The sequence below is a fragment of the Streptomyces sp. MUSC 14 genome (assembly GCF_001866675.1).
Lineage (GTDB): Bacteria > Actinomycetota > Actinomycetes > Streptomycetales > Streptomycetaceae > Streptomyces.
Map to the genome: position 1 here is coordinate 25,578 of NZ_MLYN01000082.1, position 19,796 is coordinate 45,373.

General features: G+C 70.4%; 26 protein-coding genes and 1 pseudogene. 13 read left to right on the top strand and 14 right to left on the bottom strand.

Annotated elements, in window-relative coordinates; translation table 11 throughout:
• The first annotated feature begins 10 nt into the window (after positions 1 to 10).
• Positions 11 to 787: a phosphate ABC transporter ATP-binding protein PstB gene (pstB, locus tag BIV25_RS40795; protein WP_071377621.1), complete on the top strand. Its 777-nt coding sequence runs from the start codon at positions 11 to 13 to the stop codon at positions 785 to 787.
• Positions 788 to 950: 163 nt separating this feature from the next.
• Here pstB and BIV25_RS40800 read toward each other — a convergent pair whose 3' ends face one another.
• The gene (locus BIV25_RS40800; protein WP_071377622.1) at positions 951 to 1,394 is read right to left on the bottom strand and encodes an ATP-binding protein; all 444 of its coding nucleotides are present in this window, start codon (positions 1,392 to 1,394) and stop codon (positions 951 to 953) included.
• Positions 1,395 to 1,620: 226 nt separating this feature from the next.
• On the opposite strand from BIV25_RS40800, the gene BIV25_RS40805 reads away from it, so the two are divergent.
• The 7 genes and pseudogenes from BIV25_RS40805 to BIV25_RS40835 form a co-directional block, all read left to right on the top strand.
• Positions 1,621 to 2,475 carry a helix-turn-helix transcriptional regulator gene (locus BIV25_RS40805; RefSeq protein ID WP_071377623.1) on the top strand — a complete coding sequence of 285 codons (855 nt, stop codon included), beginning with the start codon at positions 1,621 to 1,623 and terminating at the stop codon, positions 2,473 to 2,475.
• A gap of 10 nt (positions 2,476 to 2,485) precedes the next feature.
• Positions 2,486 to 2,671 carry a DUF397 domain-containing protein gene (locus BIV25_RS40810; RefSeq protein WP_071377624.1) on the top strand — a complete coding sequence of 62 codons (186 nt, stop codon included), beginning with the start codon at positions 2,486 to 2,488 and terminating at the stop codon, positions 2,669 to 2,671.
• 87 nt (positions 2,672 to 2,758) lie between these two features.
• Positions 2,759 to 2,986, top strand: a complete 228-nt coding sequence (locus BIV25_RS40815; RefSeq protein ID WP_071377625.1) for a hypothetical protein — start codon at positions 2,759 to 2,761, stop codon at positions 2,984 to 2,986.
• Positions 2,973 to 3,488 carry a DUF6879 family protein gene (locus tag BIV25_RS40820; protein ID WP_071377701.1) on the top strand — a complete coding sequence of 172 codons (516 nt, stop codon included), beginning with the start codon at positions 2,973 to 2,975 and terminating at the stop codon, positions 3,486 to 3,488. Before BIV25_RS40815 ends, BIV25_RS40820 begins: the two co-directional genes overlap by 14 nt.
• Positions 3,489 to 3,709: 221 nt before the next feature.
• Positions 3,710 to 3,901, top strand: coding sequence for a hypothetical protein (locus BIV25_RS40825; RefSeq protein ID WP_071380813.1), 192 nt, complete (start codon positions 3,710 to 3,712; stop codon positions 3,899 to 3,901).
• The gene (locus tag BIV25_RS40830) at positions 3,888 to 4,415 is read left to right on the top strand and encodes a DUF6879 family protein (RefSeq protein ID WP_071377702.1); all 528 of its coding nucleotides are present in this window, start codon (positions 3,888 to 3,890) and stop codon (positions 4,413 to 4,415) included. The genes BIV25_RS40825 and BIV25_RS40830 overlap by 14 nt, the downstream gene beginning before the upstream one ends.
• A pseudogene (locus BIV25_RS40835) lies at positions 4,412 to 4,825 on the top strand (Scr1 family TA system antitoxin-like transcriptional regulator); the annotation flags it as partial. The gene BIV25_RS40830 and the pseudogene BIV25_RS40835, both read left to right, overlap by 4 nt.
• A gap of 129 nt (positions 4,826 to 4,954) precedes the next feature.
• On the opposite strand, the gene BIV25_RS40840 reads toward BIV25_RS40835, so the two are convergent.
• On the bottom strand, positions 4,955 to 5,953 hold the full coding sequence (locus BIV25_RS40840) for an inorganic phosphate transporter (protein ID WP_071377627.1): 999 nt from the start codon (positions 5,951 to 5,953) through the stop codon (positions 4,955 to 4,957).
• A 7-nt stretch (positions 5,954 to 5,960) separates the two neighbouring features.
• Complete coding sequence (locus tag BIV25_RS40845) at positions 5,961 to 6,581, bottom strand: DUF47 domain-containing protein (protein WP_071377628.1); 621 nt, start codon at positions 6,579 to 6,581, stop codon at positions 5,961 to 5,963.
• Between the two features lie 230 nt (positions 6,582 to 6,811).
• On the opposite strand from BIV25_RS40845, the gene BIV25_RS40850 reads away from it, so the two are divergent.
• Positions 6,812 to 7,171 carry a metal-sensitive transcriptional regulator gene (locus tag BIV25_RS40850; protein WP_071377629.1) on the top strand — a complete coding sequence of 120 codons (360 nt, stop codon included), beginning with the start codon at positions 6,812 to 6,814 and terminating at the stop codon, positions 7,169 to 7,171.
• 40 nt (positions 7,172 to 7,211) lie between these two features.
• On the opposite strand, the gene BIV25_RS48505 is transcribed toward BIV25_RS40850, so the two are convergent.
• From BIV25_RS48505 to BIV25_RS40885, 8 genes are all read right to left on the bottom strand, one after another.
• Positions 7,212 to 7,370 carry a hypothetical protein gene (locus tag BIV25_RS48505; protein ID WP_177235600.1) on the bottom strand — a complete coding sequence of 53 codons (159 nt, stop codon included), beginning with the start codon at positions 7,368 to 7,370 and terminating at the stop codon, positions 7,212 to 7,214.
• Positions 7,371 to 7,471: 101 nt separating this feature from the next.
• Positions 7,472 to 8,380: a hypothetical protein gene (locus BIV25_RS40855; protein ID WP_071377630.1), complete on the bottom strand. Its 909-nt coding sequence runs from the start codon at positions 8,378 to 8,380 to the stop codon at positions 7,472 to 7,474.
• Positions 8,381 to 8,665: 285 nt separating this feature from the next.
• Positions 8,666 to 9,076: an NUDIX hydrolase gene (locus BIV25_RS40860; RefSeq protein WP_071377631.1), complete on the bottom strand. Its 411-nt coding sequence runs from the start codon at positions 9,074 to 9,076 to the stop codon at positions 8,666 to 8,668.
• A 19-nt stretch (positions 9,077 to 9,095) separates the two neighbouring features.
• Positions 9,096 to 10,175, bottom strand: coding sequence for a CHAD domain-containing protein (locus BIV25_RS40865; protein WP_071377632.1), 1,080 nt, complete (start codon positions 10,173 to 10,175; stop codon positions 9,096 to 9,098).
• Positions 10,156 to 12,507, bottom strand: a complete 2,352-nt coding sequence (locus BIV25_RS40870) for an RNA degradosome polyphosphate kinase (protein WP_107486634.1) — start codon at positions 12,505 to 12,507, stop codon at positions 10,156 to 10,158. The genes BIV25_RS40865 and BIV25_RS40870 overlap by 20 nt, the downstream gene beginning before the upstream one ends.
• A gap of 102 nt (positions 12,508 to 12,609) precedes the next feature.
• Positions 12,610 to 13,590 carry an ABC transporter permease gene (locus BIV25_RS40875; RefSeq protein WP_079177208.1) on the bottom strand — a complete coding sequence of 327 codons (981 nt, stop codon included), beginning with the start codon at positions 13,588 to 13,590 and terminating at the stop codon, positions 12,610 to 12,612.
• The gene (locus BIV25_RS40880; RefSeq protein ID WP_071377634.1) at positions 13,587 to 14,543 is read right to left on the bottom strand and encodes an ABC transporter ATP-binding protein; all 957 of its coding nucleotides are present in this window, start codon (positions 14,541 to 14,543) and stop codon (positions 13,587 to 13,589) included. The genes BIV25_RS40875 and BIV25_RS40880 overlap by 4 nt, the downstream gene beginning before the upstream one ends.
• Complete coding sequence (locus BIV25_RS40885) at positions 14,540 to 14,989, bottom strand: GntR family transcriptional regulator (protein ID WP_071377635.1); 450 nt, start codon at positions 14,987 to 14,989, stop codon at positions 14,540 to 14,542. The genes BIV25_RS40880 and BIV25_RS40885 overlap by 4 nt, the downstream gene beginning before the upstream one ends.
• A gap of 191 nt (positions 14,990 to 15,180) precedes the next feature.
• Here BIV25_RS40885 and BIV25_RS51770 point away from each other — a divergent pair, with 191 nt between their 5' ends.
• Positions 15,181 to 15,771 (top strand): hypothetical protein, encoded by a 591-nt coding sequence (locus tag BIV25_RS51770; RefSeq protein ID WP_071377636.1) that lies wholly within the window; start codon positions 15,181 to 15,183, stop codon positions 15,769 to 15,771.
• On the opposite strand, the gene mshD is transcribed toward BIV25_RS51770, so the two are convergent.
• Positions 15,728 to 16,654: a mycothiol synthase gene (gene mshD / locus BIV25_RS40895; protein WP_071377637.1), complete on the bottom strand. Its 927-nt coding sequence runs from the start codon at positions 16,652 to 16,654 to the stop codon at positions 15,728 to 15,730. The two genes, BIV25_RS51770 and mshD, sit on opposite strands and share 44 nt — an antisense overlap.
• A gap of 239 nt (positions 16,655 to 16,893) precedes the next feature.
• Here mshD and BIV25_RS53755 point away from each other — a divergent pair, with 239 nt between their 5' ends.
• Together BIV25_RS53755 and BIV25_RS40900 are read left to right on the top strand one after the other, a co-directional pair.
• Positions 16,894 to 17,016, top strand: a complete 123-nt coding sequence (locus tag BIV25_RS53755) for a hypothetical protein (RefSeq protein WP_256257127.1) — start codon at positions 16,894 to 16,896, stop codon at positions 17,014 to 17,016.
• 247 nt (positions 17,017 to 17,263) lie between these two features.
• A complete protein-coding gene (locus tag BIV25_RS40900) occupies positions 17,264 to 19,033 on the top strand; it encodes an ABC transporter ATP-binding protein (RefSeq protein WP_071377638.1) in 1,770 nt (589 codons plus the stop codon).
• Positions 19,034 to 19,036: 3 nt separating this feature from the next.
• Here BIV25_RS40900 and BIV25_RS40905 read toward each other — a convergent pair whose 3' ends face one another.
• Positions 19,037 to 19,330 carry a hypothetical protein gene (locus BIV25_RS40905; RefSeq protein WP_071377639.1) on the bottom strand — a complete coding sequence of 98 codons (294 nt, stop codon included), beginning with the start codon at positions 19,328 to 19,330 and terminating at the stop codon, positions 19,037 to 19,039.
• Positions 19,327 to 19,500, bottom strand: coding sequence for a hypothetical protein (locus BIV25_RS51775; RefSeq protein ID WP_177235601.1), 174 nt, complete (start codon positions 19,498 to 19,500; stop codon positions 19,327 to 19,329). Before BIV25_RS51775 ends, BIV25_RS40905 begins: the two co-directional genes overlap by 4 nt.
• On the opposite strand from BIV25_RS51775, the gene BIV25_RS40910 reads away from it, so the two are divergent.
• Positions 19,492 to 19,680, top strand: coding sequence for a DUF397 domain-containing protein (locus tag BIV25_RS40910; protein ID WP_371273130.1), 189 nt, complete (start codon positions 19,492 to 19,494; stop codon positions 19,678 to 19,680). The two genes, BIV25_RS51775 and BIV25_RS40910, sit on opposite strands and share 9 nt — an antisense overlap.
• Positions 19,681 to 19,796 lie beyond the last annotated feature (116 nt).

Genomic DNA, 19,796 nt, shown 5'->3' on the forward strand with positions numbered 1-19,796 from the left:
TGAAGTAGTAATGGCCAAGCGAATCGACGTAAGCGGTCTGACCGCCTACTACGGCTCCCACAAGGCGATCGAGGACATCTCGATGACCGTCGAGCCGCGCTCGGTGACGGCGTTCATCGGCCCCTCCGGCTGCGGTAAGTCGACGTTCCTGCGCACCCTGAACCGTATGCACGAGGTCACCCCGGGCGGCCGTGTCGAGGGCAAGGTGCTGCTGGACGACGAGGACCTGTACGGCGCGGGCGTCGACCCGGTGTCCGTCCGCCGCGAGGTCGGCATGGTGTTCCAGCGCCCCAACCCCTTCCCCACGATGTCGATCTTCGACAACGTGGCGGCGGGTCTGCGCCTCAACGGCAGCTTCAAGAAGTCCGAGCTGAACGACATCGTCGAGAAGTCGCTCAAGGGCGCCAACCTCTGGAACGAGGTCAAGGACCGCCTGAACAAGCCGGGCTCCGGCCTCTCCGGCGGCCAGCAGCAGCGCCTCTGCATCGCCCGCGCCATCGCGGTCGAGCCGAAGGTCCTGCTGATGGACGAGCCCTGCTCCGCCCTGGACCCGATCTCCACCCTCGCCATCGAGGACCTGATCGGCGAGCTGAAGGAGCGCTTCACGATCGTCATCGTGACGCACAACATGCAGCAGGCGGCGCGTGTCTCGGACCGTACGGCCTTCTTCAACCTGGCCGCGGTCGGCCAGCCGGGCCGGCTGATCGAGATCGACGACACGGAGCGGATCTTCTCCAACCCGTCGGTCCAGGCCACGGAGGACTACATCTCCGGCCGCTTCGGCTGAGCCGACGCCGGTGTCATAGACCCCTCGCGGTGCTGCATGGCGGTGCCACCGCGAGGACGCAAAAGGGCCCGCCCCTGGCTCCCGGGGGCGGGCCCACCGCGTTCGCGTCGGCCGCCTCTTCCGCCCACCTTCCCGCCCGACTCGGTCGGCCGGGAAGGTGCTGTCAGACACCCACCTCGAACCACAGCAGCTTCCCGGCGCCTCGGTCCAGCGGACTGTCCCCGAGGGACCACCCACCCCAGGAGTCGGCGCATTCCTGTACGAGGCGCAGCCCGCGCCCCTCTTCGGCGTCAACCGGCGCGGGCGGAACCCGATCCCAGGGCGGCTCCCCGAAGGGGGCGGGGATGTTCGGGTGCCTGTCCCACACTCCGATCCGAATCCGGCCGTCGGCGAGCGCGGTGAGCCGTAGCGAGGCGGGGCCGTTGGTGTGCTGATAGGCGTTGCCGACCAGCTCGGACGTCAACAATGCGACCCGGTCCAGGACTTCGTGTCTGCCGTGCCCGTTCAGGACGGCCCGCACGGTCGTACGTGCGACGCGTGCCGCGCGGGGATCGTGGGGCAGGCGAAGGGCGTACACCCAGGTGTCGGGCAGGGATACGGTGCCCATAAAAACCTCCGTCGAGAGAAGGGACTTCGGGCTCGCTCAACGACTCCGCCCGGCGGTGGCTCTGCCTGGGGAGGTGCGCTTCCGGCTTAGAGGTGGAGGGAGTTGAGCGGTACGTGATTACGGTAGAGCAGATGGTTAGATGCATCTAACGTAATAGGTAAGATCCGTCGACTCTTCACTCGTGTGAGGGAGCGTTACGCCGCGCCGCGGCCAGGAAGGAGACTCCGTGCCGCCCACCAACAGTCCGTCGCTCCGACAGCGCCGGCTGGGCGCAGAGCTGCGCAAACTCCGGGAGCGAGCAGGACTCACCGCTACCGGCGCCGCCGAACTCCTAGGCGTCAACCAAGCGCGCGTAAGCATGATCGAGACCGGCCGCACTCCCATCAGCGCCGACTGGCTGCGCTCCATGGTCCATGTTTACGACTGCGTGGACGAAGCACTCATCGACGCTCTTGCCGCGATGACAGGACGGCGTGCCCGTGGCTGGTGGGAGGAGTACCGCGGGCACGTGCCGGTGGCTCTGGTCGATCTGGCGGAGCTGGAACATTACGCGTCCGCGCTTCGGGTGGCGCTGATGATCCATATCCCGGCGCTGCTCCAGACGACCGATCACGCCCGCGCTCTCTTCCAGTCGGCGGCGCCGCCGATGCGCCAGTACGAGATCGAACACCGTCTTACCCACCGAATGAAACGGCAGGGGGTTCTGCACAAGGCAGATCCGCCTCCGTATACGGCGATCATTCATGAGACGGCACTCCGCATGAACTTCGGTGGCCCCGCCGTGGTTCGTGGCCAGCTCAAGCACCTGCTCGACATGAGTGAACTGCCGCATGTCACCGTGCGGGTGATCCCCTTCGAGGCGGACCACTTCCCGGCCACCGGTCAGCCCTTCGACTACGTAGAGGGCCCTGTCCCACAGCTCGACACCGTCCAGTTGGACTCCTACCACGGTGCCTGTGAATTCATCGATGCCGAAGCTCAGTTGAACAAGTACCGCGCGGTGCTGAACCGCATGGAGTCCTGTGCGCTCAGCCGCGCCAGGACGCGCGACTTCGTCAGCCACCGCATCCAGGACCTGTGAAGGAGTAACCATGCCATCCCTCACCTGGCGGAAATCCACCTACAGTCCCGACGGCTCGAACTGCGTCGAGATAGCCACCACCCCCACCGCGATCCACATCCGCGACTCGAAGAACACCGGCGACCTCCAGCTCACCATCCCCTCCTACACCTGGACGGAGTTCATCCGCTACGCGGCAGGAGGCGGAGCCTCGTAGAAGTTCGTGCAAGTTCGTGGTGGTGGCGGCGTCCTGGCCTGCAAGCTCGTTCCAGTGATCGCCCATCACGGTCAAAGGAGGCCAGGCATGACGTTGCGCAAGCTGGGCAAGGACCCCGAGAGTCCTGAGGGCAAGTCGCCGACCGTGTATCTCGACGATGAGAAGGACACCTACCTGGTCCAGGGCTGGAAGGTGACCGATGAGGACAGGCGCTCGCAGTTGGATCTGCCCGGTCACGAAGACGTCGTAGAGATCCCCCGACGCATGGTGCAGTTCTTTCTGGAGGTGAACAGCGGTGGCGATGCCGACGCTTGAGGAACGGCTTCGGCGCTGTACCCGTGCCGCCGTGCACCTGGAGATGCGCGACGGCTACATGCGTTCCGATCCCCGTTTCGTTGCCTGGCAGCAGGGCGTCAGGAACAACCCGGCCGACAGTGACCCCGAGCGTCGGCCGTGGTTGCGACTGATCGCCGATCTGGTGGGCCAGGGGGTCGATGTACGGAGGGCGCGGATCGTGTCGGAGCCGGTGTCGGACTACATCAGCTTCGAGCACCACCTGACCGGTCCCACCCTCGCCGCGGGCGAGCAGGTTCGCTGGTTGCCTCGCCGCCGTGCCTCCGGGCTCGCTCTGCCGGGCAACGACTTCTGGCTCTTCGATGACAGCTCAGTGGTGTTCCACCATTTCGCTGGAGACGGTGAACTCGCTCTGGAAGACGAGGAGTTCACTGACGATCCGGCCGTGGTGAAGCTGTGTGCGAGCGCGTTCGACTCCGTCTGGTCCCTAGCAGTGCCGCACGCGGACTACCAGCTGACCTGATCCACCATCTCCGGCGCCACCTCATCCAGCGTCAAGCAAGCACGGCACGTGTCAATCCCCTCCCCCTGGACGGACTTCCTCTCGCACGCGGCGGAAGCCGGAGGCCCGTTCGCTTCGTGTTGACGGTTTCCAGAAGCGGAAACCAGGAACTCTTGCCGAATGCACGACACGGTCGGGACGATCAGTGACGACCTGTCCACGTCTGGGAGGAGCCCGTGGTGGTGAAGCTGATTCGACTGGTGGGTGAGTGCGACGACGGCGATTGCCCGACGCTGTACGCCACCGACCGGGGGACTTTAGTTGTGCAGGGAGGTCTTCTGGCCGACCACGGTAGGGAGATCCCGGCGCACGAAGCCCTCGTCGAAATCCCTGTAGAACTGATCCGAAAGGCTGTCCGTGGTGACCTCATCTAGTCTGACGTTGGGGGAGTGGTTCACCGCGTTCGAGCGCGAAGCGTTCCGACTGGAGACGTTGGACGACTACAGCCAGTCGGGAGGAGTCGGCGCCTACCAGGCCTTCCTGGCCGGGCGGGAGCAGCCCGAGTCGTACCGGACGGCAGAGTGGCTGACCACAGTCGGGGACGCTACCAAGGCCGGTAAGCGTGTGTATCGCGTGCACATTCTGTCCCGCCCGCTCACGGACTATCTACGGTTCGAGCTGTCCTGGGGGTATCGGCGCAACATGACGGTCGGCGAAGAGTTCTTCATCATCGACACGACCGAACAGGCGAACCCCATTCCCGACGCACCCGACTTCTGGATGTTCGACAGTGCGGCTGCGGCGGTGATGGCGTACGACGATGCCGGGAAGTACCTCGGGAGCGAATTCGCGGAGGAGGAGCGGTTGGCCGATTTCCGGGCCTACCGGGATACGGCACTCGCGCATGCCGTGCCGTTCACGGAATGGTGGGCACGGCACGGGGAGTGAACAAGGCTGAGCTGGGGTCCGCGCTGCGGGCGCTGCGGCAGGCATCCGGAAAGGAAGCCAAGACCGTTGCCCGCAGCGCGGCTATGTCCAGTTCCAAGCTGTCCAAAATCGAGAACGGCGCCGTCATGCCGAGCGTCGTGGACGTCGAACAGATCCTGACCGCCGTGGGGGTTTCCGAAGACATCAAGGCCGAGTACATGTCGGTGGCTCGGGCAGCGGCGACCGAGGCGACGGCCTGGCGCCTGTACCGGCGGCTCGGATACCACCGGAAGCAACAGCAGATCCAGGCGATCGAATCTCGTACGACTCTGCTGCGCCTCTTTCAACCCGCGCTCGTACCGGGCCTTCTACAGACGCCGGAGTATGTCCAGGCAGTCCTCGGCCGCAAGGATCTCGCTGGAGAACAGCTTGCGCCCCGAAGCGCACCTACTACCCGCAGTACGCCGACTGACGCCGTACCCCGATAGAACAACCCACCCGCCTCCTGCCTCGCTTTTCAGCGGGCCGAGACGGGTGGGTGGGTGGGCGAAGTGAAGGGGCTACAGCGCCACCAGCTTGACCACGCCGAAGGCCAGCGCGGCGACCAGTGCGGCGGCCGGCATCGTGATGAACCAGCCCAGGACGATGTTCTTGGCCACGCCCCAGCGGACGGCGTTGACGCGCTTCGTCGCGCCGACGCCCATGATCGCCGAGGTGATGACGTGGGTCGTGGAGATCGGTGCCTTGAAGAGGAACGCCGTGCCGAACATGATCGACGCGCCGGTGGCCTCCGCGGCGAAGCCCTGCGGGGGGTCCAGCTCGATGATCTTGCGGCCCAGGGTGCGCATGATGCGCCAGCCGCCGGCGTAGGTGCCGAGCGACAGCATCACCGCCGAGACGATCTTCACCCAGACCGGGATCGGGTCGCCGAAGGTCTCGTTGCCGGAGATCACCAGGGCCATCACCACCACACCCATGGTCTTCTGGGCGTCCTGGAGGCCGTGGCCGAGGGCCATGCCCGCGGCCGAGACCGTCTGCGCTATACGGAAGCCGCGCTTGGCCTTGTGCGGGTTGGCCCGGCGGAAGATCCACATGATCGCCAGCATGAACAGGTAGCCGACGATGAGGCCGACCACCGGGGACAGGACCATCGGGATGATGATCTTGTCCACCACGCCGTTCCAGTGCACACCGGTACCGCCCGCCAGCGCCGCGCCCACCAGACCGCCGAACAGGGCGTGGGAGGAGGAGGACGGCAGGCCGTAGTACCAGGTGGCGAGGTTCCAGACGATCGCGCCGATCAGGGCCGCGAAGAGGATGCCCATGCCGGTCCCGCCGCTGGGCGTCTCGATGAGGCCCTCGGAGACCGTCTTGGCGACGCCGGAGCCCAGGAAGGCGCCGGCCAGGTTCATCACGGCGGCCATGGCGAGGGCCGCCCGCGGGGTCAGGGCCCGCGTCGACACCGACGTCGCGATGGCGTTCGCGGAGTCGTGGAAGCCGTTCGTGTACGTGAAGAAGAGCGCGACCAGAATGGTCACGATGAGGGCGAAGGTGTCCATCGACGCCTCAGGACTCCTTGACGGCGATGGTCTCCACCGTGTTCGCCACGTGCTCGAACGCGTCCGCCGCCTCTTCCAGGACGTCCACGATCTGCTTGAGCTTGAGCACCTCGATCGCGTCGTACTTGCCGTTGAAGAGGTGGGCGAGCAGTTTGCGGTGGATCTGGTCCGCCTGGTTCTCCAGTCGGTTGACCTCGATCCAGTACTCGGTGAGGTTGTCCAGCGTGCGGAGGTTCGGCATCGCCTCCGCCGTCAGGTCGGCCGCCCGGGCCAGCACCTCGATCTGCTGCTCGACGCCCTTCGGCAGTTCCTCGACGTTGTAGAGGACGACCAGGTCGACGGCTTCCTCCATGAAGTCCATGATGTCGTCGAGGGATCCGGCGAGGGCGTAGATGTCCTCGCGGTCGAACGGCGTGATGAACGAGGAGTTCAGCTGGTGGAAGATCGCGTGAGTGGCGTCGTCACCCGCGTGTTCCGCGGCCCGCATACGCTCTGCGATCTCGGCTCGGGCAGGTCCGTCCGCCCCGAGCAGTTCCATCAGGAGTTTCGAGCCCGTGACGATGTTGTCCGCGGATGCGGCGAACATGTCGTAGAAGCTCGTCTCCCTGGGGGTCAGACGAAAGCGCACGTGGGGTCCTCGGGGTGCTTCGGTTTCGGTCAGGCTGATGCTAGGCGCATCATCCGGCCACGGCTATCGGGCCGCATCCCAGTGTCGCCCATCAGGCACAGTGATCAGCACAGGGGCGTACCAAGGGCCCCATACCCAGCAAAATTCGTTACCATATACCCACTAGGGGTATGTGAACGCAATTGTGACCAAGATCGTGACCTGGATCTTGGTCCGGACGGAGGCCAGCGATGACGACGACCGAGGCCGGCGCCACGGCCCCCGCCGAGGGCGCGACCACCGAGGGCACCTGCCACGACGCCCCCGCCACGCACGGCTACCACAAGCAGAAGGACGAGCACCTCAAGCGGCTGCGCCGGATCGAGGGGCAGATCCGCGGGCTGCAGCGGATGGTGGACGAGGACACGTACTGCATCGACATACTCACCCAGGTCTCGGCCTCCACCAAGGCCCTCCAGTCCTTCGCGCTCCAGCTGCTGGAGGAGCACCTGCGGCACTGCGTGGCCGACGCGGCGCTCAAGGGCGGCGACGAGATCGACGCGAAGGTGGACGAGGCGACGAAGGCGATCGGCCGCCTCCTGCGTACCTGAGCGCGTACCCGAACGCGCATATGAGCGGGCGTCCGAGCGGCTAGTTCTCCCGCTCCTCGTACACCCGCAGCACCTCGTCGATGCTCTCCAGGCTGAGCCGGTCCTCGGCGGCCGAGGCCGCGATGATCAGCTCTCCGCACAGCTCGATCTCGGCGAGGGCCACGTGGTCCTGAACCGCCGTCCCGCCGACCGGAGCCACCCGCCTCACCTCTTCTCTGCCGTCACCCATTCCCTAGAGTAGGCAGCGCTCTACACACCGCGCATGGCACGGACGGGCTAGTCCGCGGATGGCCCACCGGGCTAGTTCGAGGGCTCTCGTGCGGGCTTCTGGGATGGCTTGTTCTCATCGGTTCCGGTGCCGGCCTCCTCCGCGATCCGGCCGGCGTAGATGTCCTGCGCGTGCGGCAGTCGCACGTCGGCCGGGGTGCCGAAGTCGTACAGCAGCGTCGTCGAGGCGACCGCCACCGGGGTCTTCTGCAGGCCGTTGACGAAGCTGAAGCGCTGCCGGAGCTTGCGGATCCGGCCCTGGTCGTCGAGATAGACGTCGAACGGCACCTCGGCCGTGGCGAACCCCTTCGCCGCCGCGCCCAGTGCCGCCCGGTTCGCGGCGGAGGCGCTGCGGGCCGCGTCGGCCAGGTTCGCGGTGCCCCGGTAGTGCCGTACGGGCGTGCCGCCGACCTCGGTGCGGCCCGCGTAGGCCGCCCTACGGGTCCCGCGCAGCACCTCGGCCGCCGCGTACGGGTCGGTCGCGCCGCCGGTCACCAGGTTGCCGTCGGAGACGGAGGCGGTGTCCACCCGCACCCACTTGTCGGCGGGCACGCCCGCGCCCCGGTTCTTCATGAACAGGGCGCCGGGGGCGAGCAGTTCGGTGATGGGCCGGTGCTCGGCGGCGCCGGCGGGGTCCTCGGGCAGGACGACGGTGAGCCGGCCCAGCCGGTGCCGGTAGTCGTAGACGCCCTTGCCGCGGATGGTGACCCGGGTGCCGCCGGTGGCCATCTCCATGGAGGTGGTGGCCTTCGACGTGCCCGCGCCGCCCAGGGTGTCGGCGGCCCGTCGCAGCAGGGCGACCGGATCGCCCGCGCCCTTCACGTCGTCGGCGGCGGCCCGGCTGTCCGAACAGCCCGTCGTACCCGCCGCGAGGCCGAGCAGGACCCCGACCGCGACGACCGTTCCGCCCAGGTGACTGTGCTGTTGCTGCCGCCGATCCATCGCCTGCCTACCCCCAAGCCGGTACGTCCGTCACGGGCCCCAGTCGTTCCGGTTAACGACGGGTAGGGGGGCACCGTCACGCGTGAGGGCGGGCGCACAGAAGGCGTAAAGGAAGCGCAGGAGTACCGTTGACGGCGTGGCGCAGCAGGACGGGCCGGAGCGAGTCCGGCGGGAGCACCTCACCTCTACGACGGAACAGGGCCGCTTCTGTGTGGCCCGCTGTGCCTGCGGCTGGCGCGGCCCGGCCCGCAGAGCCCGCAGCCAGGCCCGTACGGACGCGGAGACTCACACGGCCAGTGCGTGAAGGGCGTCCGCCACCAGGTCCCGGTCCCGCGGCTGGGTGAGCCGGTCGCGGGCGGCGGCGGGGGAGAGCCACAGGATGCGGTCGACCTCGGCGTTGGGCGTGAAGCGGCCGGACACCGCCTGGGCCGCCCAGTAACGCACCTGTTTCGGGCGGCCGTTGGCCAGATAGCGCACGGCCGGCAGCTCGGCGCCGGGCTCGGCCGTGTACCCGGTCTCCTCGGCGACCTCGCGCAGCGCCGCGGCGAGCGTGTCCTCACCCCGCTTGAGCTTGCCCTTGGGGTGGGACCAGTCGTCGTACCTGGGCCGGTGGACCAGGCAGATCTCCAGGTCCCCGGCGACCGGCGAGCGGCGCCAGAGCACACAGCCGGCCGCCCGGACCAAGGTGTCGTTCACACCGCCTCCAAGCGGGATGTCAGGGTGCGCTGACGGTCTGCTTCTGCCAGGCCTGCTGGAAGGCGAACCGGGCCGCCTCCACCTCGTGCCGCTGGTCGGCGTGGAGCACCCCGAGCGCGTACGCCGTCGCCGGCGCGATGCGCGGGGTGCGGGCCGCCTGCGCCGCCGCGGCCGCCGCCTCCGAGGCGTCCCGGTGCCGGTCCAGCGCCTGCCCCGCCGACAGCAGCCGCAGGTCCACCGGCAGGTCGCCCGCGTGCAGCACCTCCTGGGCGTACCGGTGCAGGCGCAGCAGCAGCCGGACCTGGTGCCAGGGGCCGTCCTGGGGGTGCGGTGACAGGTCCGGGGACAGGCCGTGGACCAGGGCCTCCGCGTTGTACGGGTGGCCCGCGGTGACCAGGGGGAGCGCGCCGATGGCCGCCGTCAGCCGTTCCTCCGCAGCGGCTGCCGGCGGGCGCAGGTCGGTCGTCGGGGCCGTGAGGGTGAGGGGCACCTCGCTGGCGAGTACGGCGACCTTGTCGGCCACGGCGTGGAAGCGGCTGGACCCCAGTGCCTGGAGGGCGGTCGAGTGGGCCCGGGTCCGGGCCAGGGTCAGCTGGCGCTCCAGCAGGGCGCCCGCCTTGGCCGCGCCCACGGTGAGGTTGCTGCGCTCCTGCGCGGCCGTCGCCCCGGCCGGACCGCCGCCCGGGAGCGGTGCGGCGGCCAGGGCTGCGTCCACCGCCTGGGCCGGGAGCACGGTCGCCCCCGACAGCCGGTGCAGGGCCAGCAACAGTCGTTCCAGCCGGGCCTCGTAGGCGTGCTCCAGGCCCAACGTGCCGGACAGCCAGGCCAGTTCGGGGCGCATCTCCTCGGACCAGTCGGGGTCGAGGAGGGGCCGGAAGGTGTGCAGGTTGCCGCTGATGCGGCGGGCCGAGCGGCGCAGCAGCCGTGCCGCGTCGACCGGCTCCTCCGCGCCGCCGGCCTGATGGGTGCCGCCGGTCTCCCGGTGCAGGCGCAGCGCGCGGAGGAACTCCGTGGCCTGGGCACGCAGATAGGCCGCGAGGGACTCTCCTGTCGCCACGTCCGCCGCGGGGTCCGTCGGGTCAAGGTGTTGCTGTGCCACGCCGGCGCCTCCGGGCGTCTATGAGCATCTCCTGGACGTTGCGCAGGGGCTGTCCGTCCGCATCGGTCGCGTGCCGGGTCCACTCGCCGTCGGGGCCGAGGTGCCAGGAGGCCGTGGTGTCGGACATGCCGGTGTCGAGCAGCCGGTTCAGGGCCGCCCGGTGGGCCGGGTCGACGACACGGACCAGGGCCTCGATCCGGCGGTCGAGGTTGCGGTGCATCATGTCGGCGCTGCCGATCCACACCTCGGGCTCCCCGCCGTTGCCGAAGGCGAACACCCGCGAGTGTTCGAGGAACCGGCCGAGTATGGAGCGGACCCTTATGTTCTCCGAAAGGCCCGGGACGCCGGGGCGGATCGCGCAGATGCCGCGCACCCAGACGTCGACCGGCACGCCGGCCTGGGAGGCCCGGTAGAGGGCGTCGATGACGGCCTCGTCGACCATCGAGTTGACCTTGACGCGGACGAAGGCCGGGCGGCCCGCGCGGTGGTGCTCGACCTCCTTGTCGATCCGGGAGATCAGGCCGTCGCGCAGGGACTTGGGGGCCACCAGCAGACGGCGGTAGGTCTCGCGGCGGGAGTAGCCGGACAGCCGGTTGAACAGGTCGGACAGGTCCGCGCCGACCTGCGGGTCCGCCGTGAGCAGGCCCAGGTCCTCGTACAGGCGAGCCGTCTTCGGGTGGTAGTTGCCGGTGCCGACGTGGCTGTAGCGGCGCAGCGTGTCGCCCTCCTGGCGGACCACCAGGGACAGCTTGCAGTGCGTCTTCAGGCCGACCAGGCCGTAGACGACGTGGCAGCCGGCCTCCTCCAGTTTCTTCGCCCACTTGATGTTGGCGTGCTCGTCGAAGCGGGCCTTGATCTCGACCAGGACGAGGACCTGCTTGCCGGCCTCGGCGGCGTCGATGAGCGCGTTGACGATCGGGGAGTCGCCGGAGGTGCGGTACAGGGTCTGCTTGATCGCGAGGACGTCCGGGTCCTCGGCCGCCTGCTCGATGAAGGCCTGCACGGAGGTGGAGAAGGAGTCGTACGGGTGGTGCAGCAGCACGTCCCGCTGGCGCAGGGCGGCGAAGATGTCCGGCGCCGACGCCGACTCGACCTCGGCGAGGTCACGGTGGGTGCCCGCGATGAACTTCGGGTACTTCAGCTCGGGCCGGTCCAGGCCGTGGATGCGGAACAGGCCGGTGAGGTCGAGCGGGCCGGGCAGCGGATAGACCTCGGCCTCGGAGATCTTGAGCTCGCGGACCAGCAGGTCGAGCACCTCGCGGTCGATGGACTCCTCGACCTCCAGGCGCACGGGCGGCCCGAAGCGGCGCCGCATGAGCTCCTTCTCCAGGGCCTGGAGCAGGTTCTCGGCGTCGTCCTCCTCGACCTCCAGGTCCTCGTTGCGGGTGAGCCGGAAGGCGTGGTGCTCCAGCACCTCCATGCCCGGGAACAGCTCCTCCAGGTGCGCGGCGATGACGTCCTCGACCGGGACGTAGCGGCCGGGGCTGCTCTCCAGGAAGCGGGACAGCAGCGGCGGCACCTTCACGCGCGCGAAGTGCTTGTGGCCGCTGACCGGGTTGCGCACGACGACCGCGAGGTTGAGCGAGAGACCCGAGATGTACGGGAAGGGGTGCGCGGGGTCGACGGCGAGCGGGGTCAGGACGGGGAAGATCCGGTGCCGGAAGAGGGTGAACAGGCTGGCCTGTTCCTTCTCGGTCAGCTCCTGCCAGCGGACGAGGTGTATGCCCTCCTCCGCGAGTGCGGGGGCGACGTCCTCGTGGTAGCAGGCGGCGTGCCGGGCCATCAGCTCGCGCGAGCGGGCCCAGATCATCTCCAGGACCTCACGGGGCTGGAGCCCGGACGCGGAACGGGTGGCGACGCCGGTGGCGATCCGGCGCTTCAGACCGGCGACCCGGACCATGAAGAACTCGTCCAGGTTGCTGGCGAAGATCGCGAGGAAGTTGGCGCGCTCCAGCAGCGGTGTGTTCGGGTCCTCGGCCAGCTCCAGGACGCGCTCGTTGAAGGCCAGCCAGCTGCGCTCGCGGTCCAGGAACCGGCCCGCGGGCAGGGGGGTGCCGTCCCCCGGCGTCTCCTCGTAGTCGTCGAGGTCGGCATCGAGGTCGGGCTCCAGGTCGGAGACCGTGGCGGCGACGGTGTGCGGGCGGTGCGCGGCGATGGAGCCCACGGGGGGCTGCTGCTGGACCGATGCCTGGGCGTCTGGCTGACTCATGACCCCATTCTTCCGCGCCATCGGCGTGACGGGCGCGTCGGAACGTGCGGGCGGGAGCGTCACGGCCCCGTTCGGCGCGGCCCCCTCGGGGGGCGGCGAAGGCTCTGGCACGGCGGGCTTCATTGGCCGAGCGTCGCAAGTCTGGCTGAATCAATGGTTACGGCGACATGACGTGCGGGATATCGCGGGGCGGCTCCCGGGGGAAGCGCCCCGCCCGGCGGCTCCCTACGACACCTGCCGCCGCAGCACCCGGAAGCACGCGAGGGCGAGCAGCCCCGTCACGGCCAGGAGCAGGGCGCTGGTGGTCAGCTGGAGGGGCCAGTAGTGGGAGTAGGGGTGGTAGGTGTTGTAGAACCCGGCGGCCTTGGCGTAGGCCGCGTCGCAGGCCGCCTCGGAGTCGCAGCTGGGCATCGGCAGGTGGCCGCCGGTGCTGGTCAGCATGCCGTGGTCGACGCCGAGGCCCGCACCGAGGTCGAGCTGCTGCTGCTTGGCGGCGGTCCGGGTGACCGCGGGCCACAGGTGGGGCAGCAGCTGCTGGGTCGTACCCCAGACGCCCGACATGAACACCGCGCCGAGGACCAGCGCGGGCAGCGCACGGCGGAGCAGCAGGCCCGCCAGGGCGCCGGCCGCGAGCCCGGCGAGGGTCAGGGCGACGGTGGTGGGCCCGTTCGCGTGGAAGGTCCCGGCGTCGTACCAGGTCTTGGCCGTGTCGATACGGCCCCGGCCCGCCGCCCAGGCGCGGTGGTGCAGCCAGCACAGCAGGCTCGTGCCGGCGGTGAGGGCGAGGGCGGGGACGGCCAGCCGGACCGCGAGCCAGCGGGCCGGTGAGGTGCCCTGGGTCCAGGCCAGCCCGGCCGTGCCGGACTCCAGCTCGCGGCCGGTCAGCGCGGCCCCGGCCCAGGCGGCCACCAGGAAGGGCAGCACGTTCAGGGCGAAGGTCGTGTAGTTGTACCAGCTCTTGTAGCGCAGGATCGCGGTCTGGTCGTAGCTGCACGGCCGGTCGAAGTCGCAGGCGTCGTAGTGACGCCAGCCCTGGGCGGCCGCGTCGGCCCACGGGCCGGCCAGGGCGATCAGCAGGCCGGCGACCACGACGAACAGGCCCGCCCACGCGAACACCGCGGGCCGGTGCAGACGCACCACCCAGCGGGTCATGCGCGGCCTGCCGGCGGTCGCTACGGCGTCGACCGGTCCGGTCAGAACAGTCACGCGGCACTCTCCTCGGTGACGGCTTCGGTGGTTTCGGTGGATTCGGCGGCTTCCGCCGTGGCCAGGGCGGGGGCCCCGGGATTGCGCAGATGGGCGAGGACCAGCTCCTCCAGCGAGGGCACCGAGGTGCGCCATTCGTCGGCGAGCGGTCCGGCCGGGCGGATCAGCGCGGTGAGCTGGCGGCCGGTGGTGCGGGATTCGACCACGGTGTGCGGGCCGAGGCCGGCGCCGGCCTCGGCCGTGATCCGGCGGTGGGCGGAGCGCAGGTCGTCGATGTCGCCGGCCAGCCGGACCCGGCCGTCGCCGACGAGCAGCAGATGGTCGCAGGAGTCCTCCAGCTCGGCGACCACGTGCGAGGACATCGCGATCGTGGTGCCGTGCTGGGCGGCGTCGCCCATCAGCGTGCCCATCAGCTCGTGCCGGGCGAGCGGGTCGAGGTCGGCCATCGGCTCGTCCAGGAGCAGCAGTTCGGGCCGCTTGCCGAGGGCGAGCGCGAGCGCGACGCGGGTGCGCTGGCCGCCGGAGAGCGTGCGGATACGGGCCTCGGGGTCGAGGGCGCCGCCCGCGACGACCCGCTCGGCGACGGCCGCGTCCCAGCGCCCGGGGTTGAGGTCGGCGCCCATGCGGAGCGTCTCGGCGACGGTGAGCTGGGGGTGCAGCGGCTTGTCCTGGGCGACGAAGCCGACCCGGGGGCGGGCCTGCGCCGGGCTGGTGCCGAGCACGGTCAGCCGGCCCTCGGTGGGCGGGAGCAGCCCGGCGGCGAGCGCGAGCAGTGTCGACTTGCCGGCGCCGTTGGGGCCGACGACGGCGCACACCCGTCCGGCGGGCAGCCGGAAGCCGCACTCCCGCAGCGCCCAGCGTCCCCCACTCTCGACTTCGCTCGAGCGGGGGGACCCCCATCGCCGGCCGAACCGTTTCCCCAGTGCCTCGGCCCTCAGCGCCGTGTCGGTCATGACGGGTCTCCCTGCAAGTTCTCGGTGAGCTCGGTGTGCGCGGTCTGCTCGGTGTCGCGCCGAGTGCCGTTCACGGCGAAGCGCTGGTCGAGTACGGCGGTGAAGAGCGCGGCCACGTCCTCGCGGTCCAGCCCCGCCTCGCGCGCCCGGTCCGTCCAGGTCTCCAGCTCGGCGCGGAGCGCGGCGTCGGCCGTCGCGGCGCCGAGCGAGCGCCGGACGAAGGTGCCGAGCCCGCGCCGGGCCTCCACCAGTCCCTCGCGCTCCAGCTCCCGGTACGCCTTCAGGACGGTGTTGGGGTTGATCGCGGTGGCCTCCACGACCTCACGGGCCGTGGGCAGCCGGTCGCCCGGCCGCAGCAGGCCCATGCGCAGGGCCTGCTTGGTCTGCTGGACGATCTGGACGTAGGTGGCGACCCCGCTGTGCCGGTCGATGCGGTACTCGACCACGCCCTCACCACCCTTTCACTAATTGAGTAGTGAAAGGGTGGTGCAAGTCCGGCCGGGAAGTCAAGCGAGGATCCGTGGAACCGATCGAGGATCCGTGAACCGATCGCGGGCCCCGGTCCGATGAGGAGACGTGAGCGAGAAGAGAAGCGACGGGGAGCTGCTGCGGGCCATCGCGGCGGACCGGGACCGGCGTGCTGCCCGTGCTGCCGGCCTTCGCGGTGCTGGTCTCGGGCGGCCGCCGGAGCCGGGCCGTGCAGGCCGCCTTCGCCGGTGCGCCGGCCCTGGCCGTGCTGGGCGGGGTCGTGCAGACCGGCGGGGTGCCGGCGCGGACGCCCGCGGCCCGTACCCGCGCCTCGGTCACGCCGGAGAAGGTGCAGCCGTGCGTGCGGCGCGGGCAGGTGCGGTACTGCGCCTTCGCCGAGTGGCAGCCCCGCGTCGCCGGCTGGGCGCGGGTCACGGACCGGGTGCAGACCCTCGCGGGCGGCCCCGCGCGGGGGCGGGACCTGCTCGTACGACAGCGGGTGGACGTCCGGGGCGGCCTCTTCGGCGACGCCGCGCTGCTCGGGGCCGCCGTTCTCGCGCCCCTGTTGCTGCCCGGCCGCTGGGCGCTGTCCGTCCCACCGACCGACCCCAGGCGGGCCGCGGGACACGAGCGAGGGACGTGGCTCCTGGCGGGCGCGGCGGCACTCCGGGCGGCATCACTCCACGAACGCCGCCCCCACGGTCAGGGCTTCTCCGTCAGGTCTCCGTGCGGTACATCAGGTCCGTCTCGTACGTCGTGAACCCGAGGCGTTCGTACACCGACACGGCTGCCTGGTTGTCGGCGTCGACGTAGAGCATCGCCGTGGGCAGCCCCTGTGCGGCCAGGTGCCGCAGGCCGATCGTGGTGAGGGACTTGCCGAGGCCGCCGCCCTGTTCGCCGGGGCGCACGCCGAGGACGTACACCTCACCGAGCTGTTCCTCCGCGTGCACCTTGGTCCAGTGGAAGCCGACCAACTCGCCGCCCTGCTCGGCGAGGAAGAAGCCGGCCGGGTCGAACCACGACTCGGCCTTGCGGTCGTCGAGGTCCCGCTGGGTCAGCGAGCCCTGCTCGGGGTGGTGGGCGAAGGCGGCCGCGTTGACCGTGAGCCACGCGGTGTCGTCCTTGCCGGGCACGAAGGCGCGCACACTCACGCCCTCCGGCAGCTTCGGGTCGGGCAGCTCCAGGCCGGTCAACGGCCGCCGCATCTGGCGCAGTTCACGGAACAGGGTCAGGCCGAGCACCTGGGCCAGATGCCGGGCGGCGGGGTGTCCGCCGTGCGCCCACACCCGCAGCCGCTTGCCGGACGCGCCGAGCAGGGCGGAGCCGAGCGCCCGGCCGTGTCCGTGCCCGCGGTGCACGGGGTGGATGACGAGTTCGGCGGCCGGCGCCTCCACCGGATCGGTGTCCTCCAGCTGGGCGTAGCCCACGAGTTCACCGTCGACGGTCAGCAGCAGATGCGAGACGCCCTCCCGGGCACCCCCGCGCAGTTGCAGTCGCCCCTGCTCGGACACCGGCTGCTGTCCGTCCGCCCGGACGGCCTCGGCCAGCAGGTCGAGTACGGCCTCGGCCTGGTCCGGGGTGAGCGCGGAGTAGGTCTCGATGGAGCGGGCTGGGAAGGCTCGTACGGTGTCGTCGCTGCTCATGGGTACGAGGGTACGGGGCGAGGGTCACCGTCGTGCGGCAGAACGTTCGACACGCGTCATAAAACCTGTGTGAATACCGCCGCGGTTCCACAATTCACCTGTGAATTGCGCACAGGGGTATTTCATTGAGGTCTCATCGGAATCGGCTTTTCCTGGCTCTCGAATCCCGTAATGTTTTCCGTGTCGAAAGCGAAAGGCGCTGACGACGGCAAGAAGACAAGAAGAGAGAGGTCGCGGCCATGAGCTTCCACAAGATCGTTCCGGTGAGGAAGACCCGCAGGCCTGCCCCGGAGCCGAAGTACGGCCACCGCCACCACCAGCCGAAGAAGCACGAGCCCAAGCGCCCGGTCGGCCACAAGTAATTATCAGGGATCACAGAAAACAGAAAGGGAAATCCCATGTCTTTCCACAAGCTCGCCCCCCTCGGCAAGAAGCACTGCAAGCCCGGCCAGGAACGCCGGAAGCCGGAGCCGAGGAAGCCCGCGCCGCGCCGCCGCCCCGTCGGCGACAAGCGCTGAGCCGAGCCGTCATGAGGCGGGGTCACCGGTTACCGCGTGGTCGCACCGGTGGCCCCGCCTCGGCCATGTCCACAGCTGTGAGGGAGTGTCGATGCTGAGGGAGTCCCGTGCGGCCTTCCGCCGGTTCTGGCCGCTGACCCGCGGGGACCGCGGACGGCTCGGGGCGATCGTCGCGTGCGTGGTCGTGGCCGCGCTCGCCGAGACCGCCGCGATCCTGCTGTTCGCGCAGCTCACCGACCATGCCCTGAAGGCCGGTTCGCTCGCCGCCTTCTGGGGTCCGGCCGGCGCCTGGCTGGGCGTGGCCGCGCTCGCCGCGCTCGTCGGCTGTCTGGGCAACTCCCTGGCCACCTGGACCGCCGAGAGATTCGTCCTGCGCCTGCGCGCGTCCGTCTTCCGGCACGTCCAGGACCTGCCCCCGCACTTCTTCCAGCGCCACCGCCAGGGCGACCTGGTCGAACGGCTCACCGGAGACGTCGAGTCCATCGAGCAGCTGGTGGTCTCCGGCGTCGTGGGAGCCGTGTCGGCGGGCTTCTCGGCCGTCTTCTACGCCACCGCCGCCTTCTGGCTGCGCTGGGACCTGGCGCTGGCCACCTTCGTCCTCGCCCCCCTGTTCCTGCTCGCCGCCCGCCGCTTCTCCGGCCGGATCGGCGAGGCCGCGCGCGCCGAGCGGGTCGCGGACGGCGCGATCACCTCGGTCGTGGAGGAGTCGCTCGGCAACGTCGTGCTCACCCAGGCGTACAACCGGCAGCGCGACGAGGAGCGGCGGCTGGAGCGTGAGGCCCGCGCCTGGATGCGGGCGAGCGTGCGCGGGGCGCGGCTGAGCGAGATGTACGAGCAGTGCGTCGAGGTCGTCGAGACGCTGTGCGTGATCGCGGTCATCGGCCTCGGCGTCTGGGAGATCTCGGCGGACCGCATGACCCTCGGCCAACTCCTCGCCTTCGCCGCCTTCCTGGGCTACCTCTACCCGCCGATCCGCAACCTGGGCCGGCTCGGCCTCACGCTCACCGCGGCCACCGCCGGCGCCCGCCGCATCGGCGAGATCCTGGACGCCGAGCCCGCCGTCACCGACCCCGCGCGCCCCGTCCCGGCCTGGCCGGTGCACGGCCGGCTCGCCTTCCACCGGGTCTCCTTCCGCTACCCGGGCGCCCCCCGCGCCTCCCTCCATGGCATCGAACTCACCGCGGAGCCAGGCGAGTTGGTGGTCGTCACGGGTCCGAGCGGCGCCGGCAAGTCCACCCTCGCCGCCCTCCTCACCCGCTTCTACGACCCCTCGGCCGGCGCGATCACCCTGGACGGCGTGCCCCTCACCGACGTACCCCTGTACTTCCTGCGCGAGCAGATCACCCTCCTGCCGCAGCAGACGCTGGTCCTGAACGGCACCGTCCGCGAGAACATCGCCTGCGGCCGCCCCGGCGCGACGCGGTCCGAGATCGAGCGGGCGGCCCGGGACGCCGCGGCCCACGACTTCGTCACCGCCCTCCCCGACGGCTACGACACCCGCATCGCCCCCGGCACCGCCACCCTCTCCGGCGGTCAGCTCCAGCGGATCGCCATCGCCCGCGCGATGCTGCGCGCCTCGTCCGTCCTCGTCCTGGACGAGCCGACGGCGGGCCTGGACGCGGTGGCCGCCCGCCAGGTGGTGCGGCCCCTGCGCCGCCTGATGTCCGGCCGTACGACGATCATGATCACCCACGACCTGTCGCTCGCCCCCGACGCCGACCGCATCCTGGTCGTCGAGCACGGCCGGCTGGTGGAGACGGGAACGCACGCGGAACTCGTCACCCGGGGCGGGGCGTACGCCCGACTGGCGGCACCGCTGCCGCCGTCGTCGGCGGAGGACACGATGGTCCTCGGACGGTGAGCGTCACTCCGCCCTCCTGGGGCGGCCGTTGACGCGCGAGCGTCTGCTGCGGGCGACGCGGAGCACCTCCTCCAGCGACTCCGAGGCCCGCGTCAGCGCGAACCGCACCGCGTGTTCCCCGGCCGCCCGGTCCGCGAGCACGGCTCTCGCCCCGGCCGGCACCTGCCCGCCCGACCGCACCTGGGCCTCTTCCAACTCGTCCGCGAGGAGGGAGAGGCGGCTGTCGTCGTGGTCGGCGCTGAGGTGACAGGGTCTGCCCTCGGGAGTGGTCCAGGGGAGGAGGCGGAGGGCGGTCATGCGCGTACCTCCACCCCGTGGATGCGGCGGGGGCCGACGTCGATGCCGTAGGCGGCGAGCCACAGCGCGTGCCGTCGGCGCCGTTGCAGTCGGCGTTCGCGGCGGGCGCGGCCCGCGCTCGGCAGCAGGGCCGTGACGGCGACGAGAAGCAGCACCGCCGTGTGGCGCAAGTCGTCGTACAGCGAAGGGGGGACAACGACTGCGTCGAAGTCGCCGACGGCTACGCGGGCATAGTCCCGGTCCGCGACAGCAAGACCCCGGCCGCCCGTCCGCTGGTCTTCTCGGCCGCGTCCTGGGCCGTGTTCGTGGGCGGGGCCAAGAGGGAGCCTGGTCGGCGCACATTCGGGTGACATATGCCGGAAGCCCTGATGTTCGAGGCGTCACCGCCGACACGCTGGATCTCGTGACCACGACACGAACGACTGATCCACGAGGTGCGAGGCGGCTATGGTCGTAGAGACGCAGC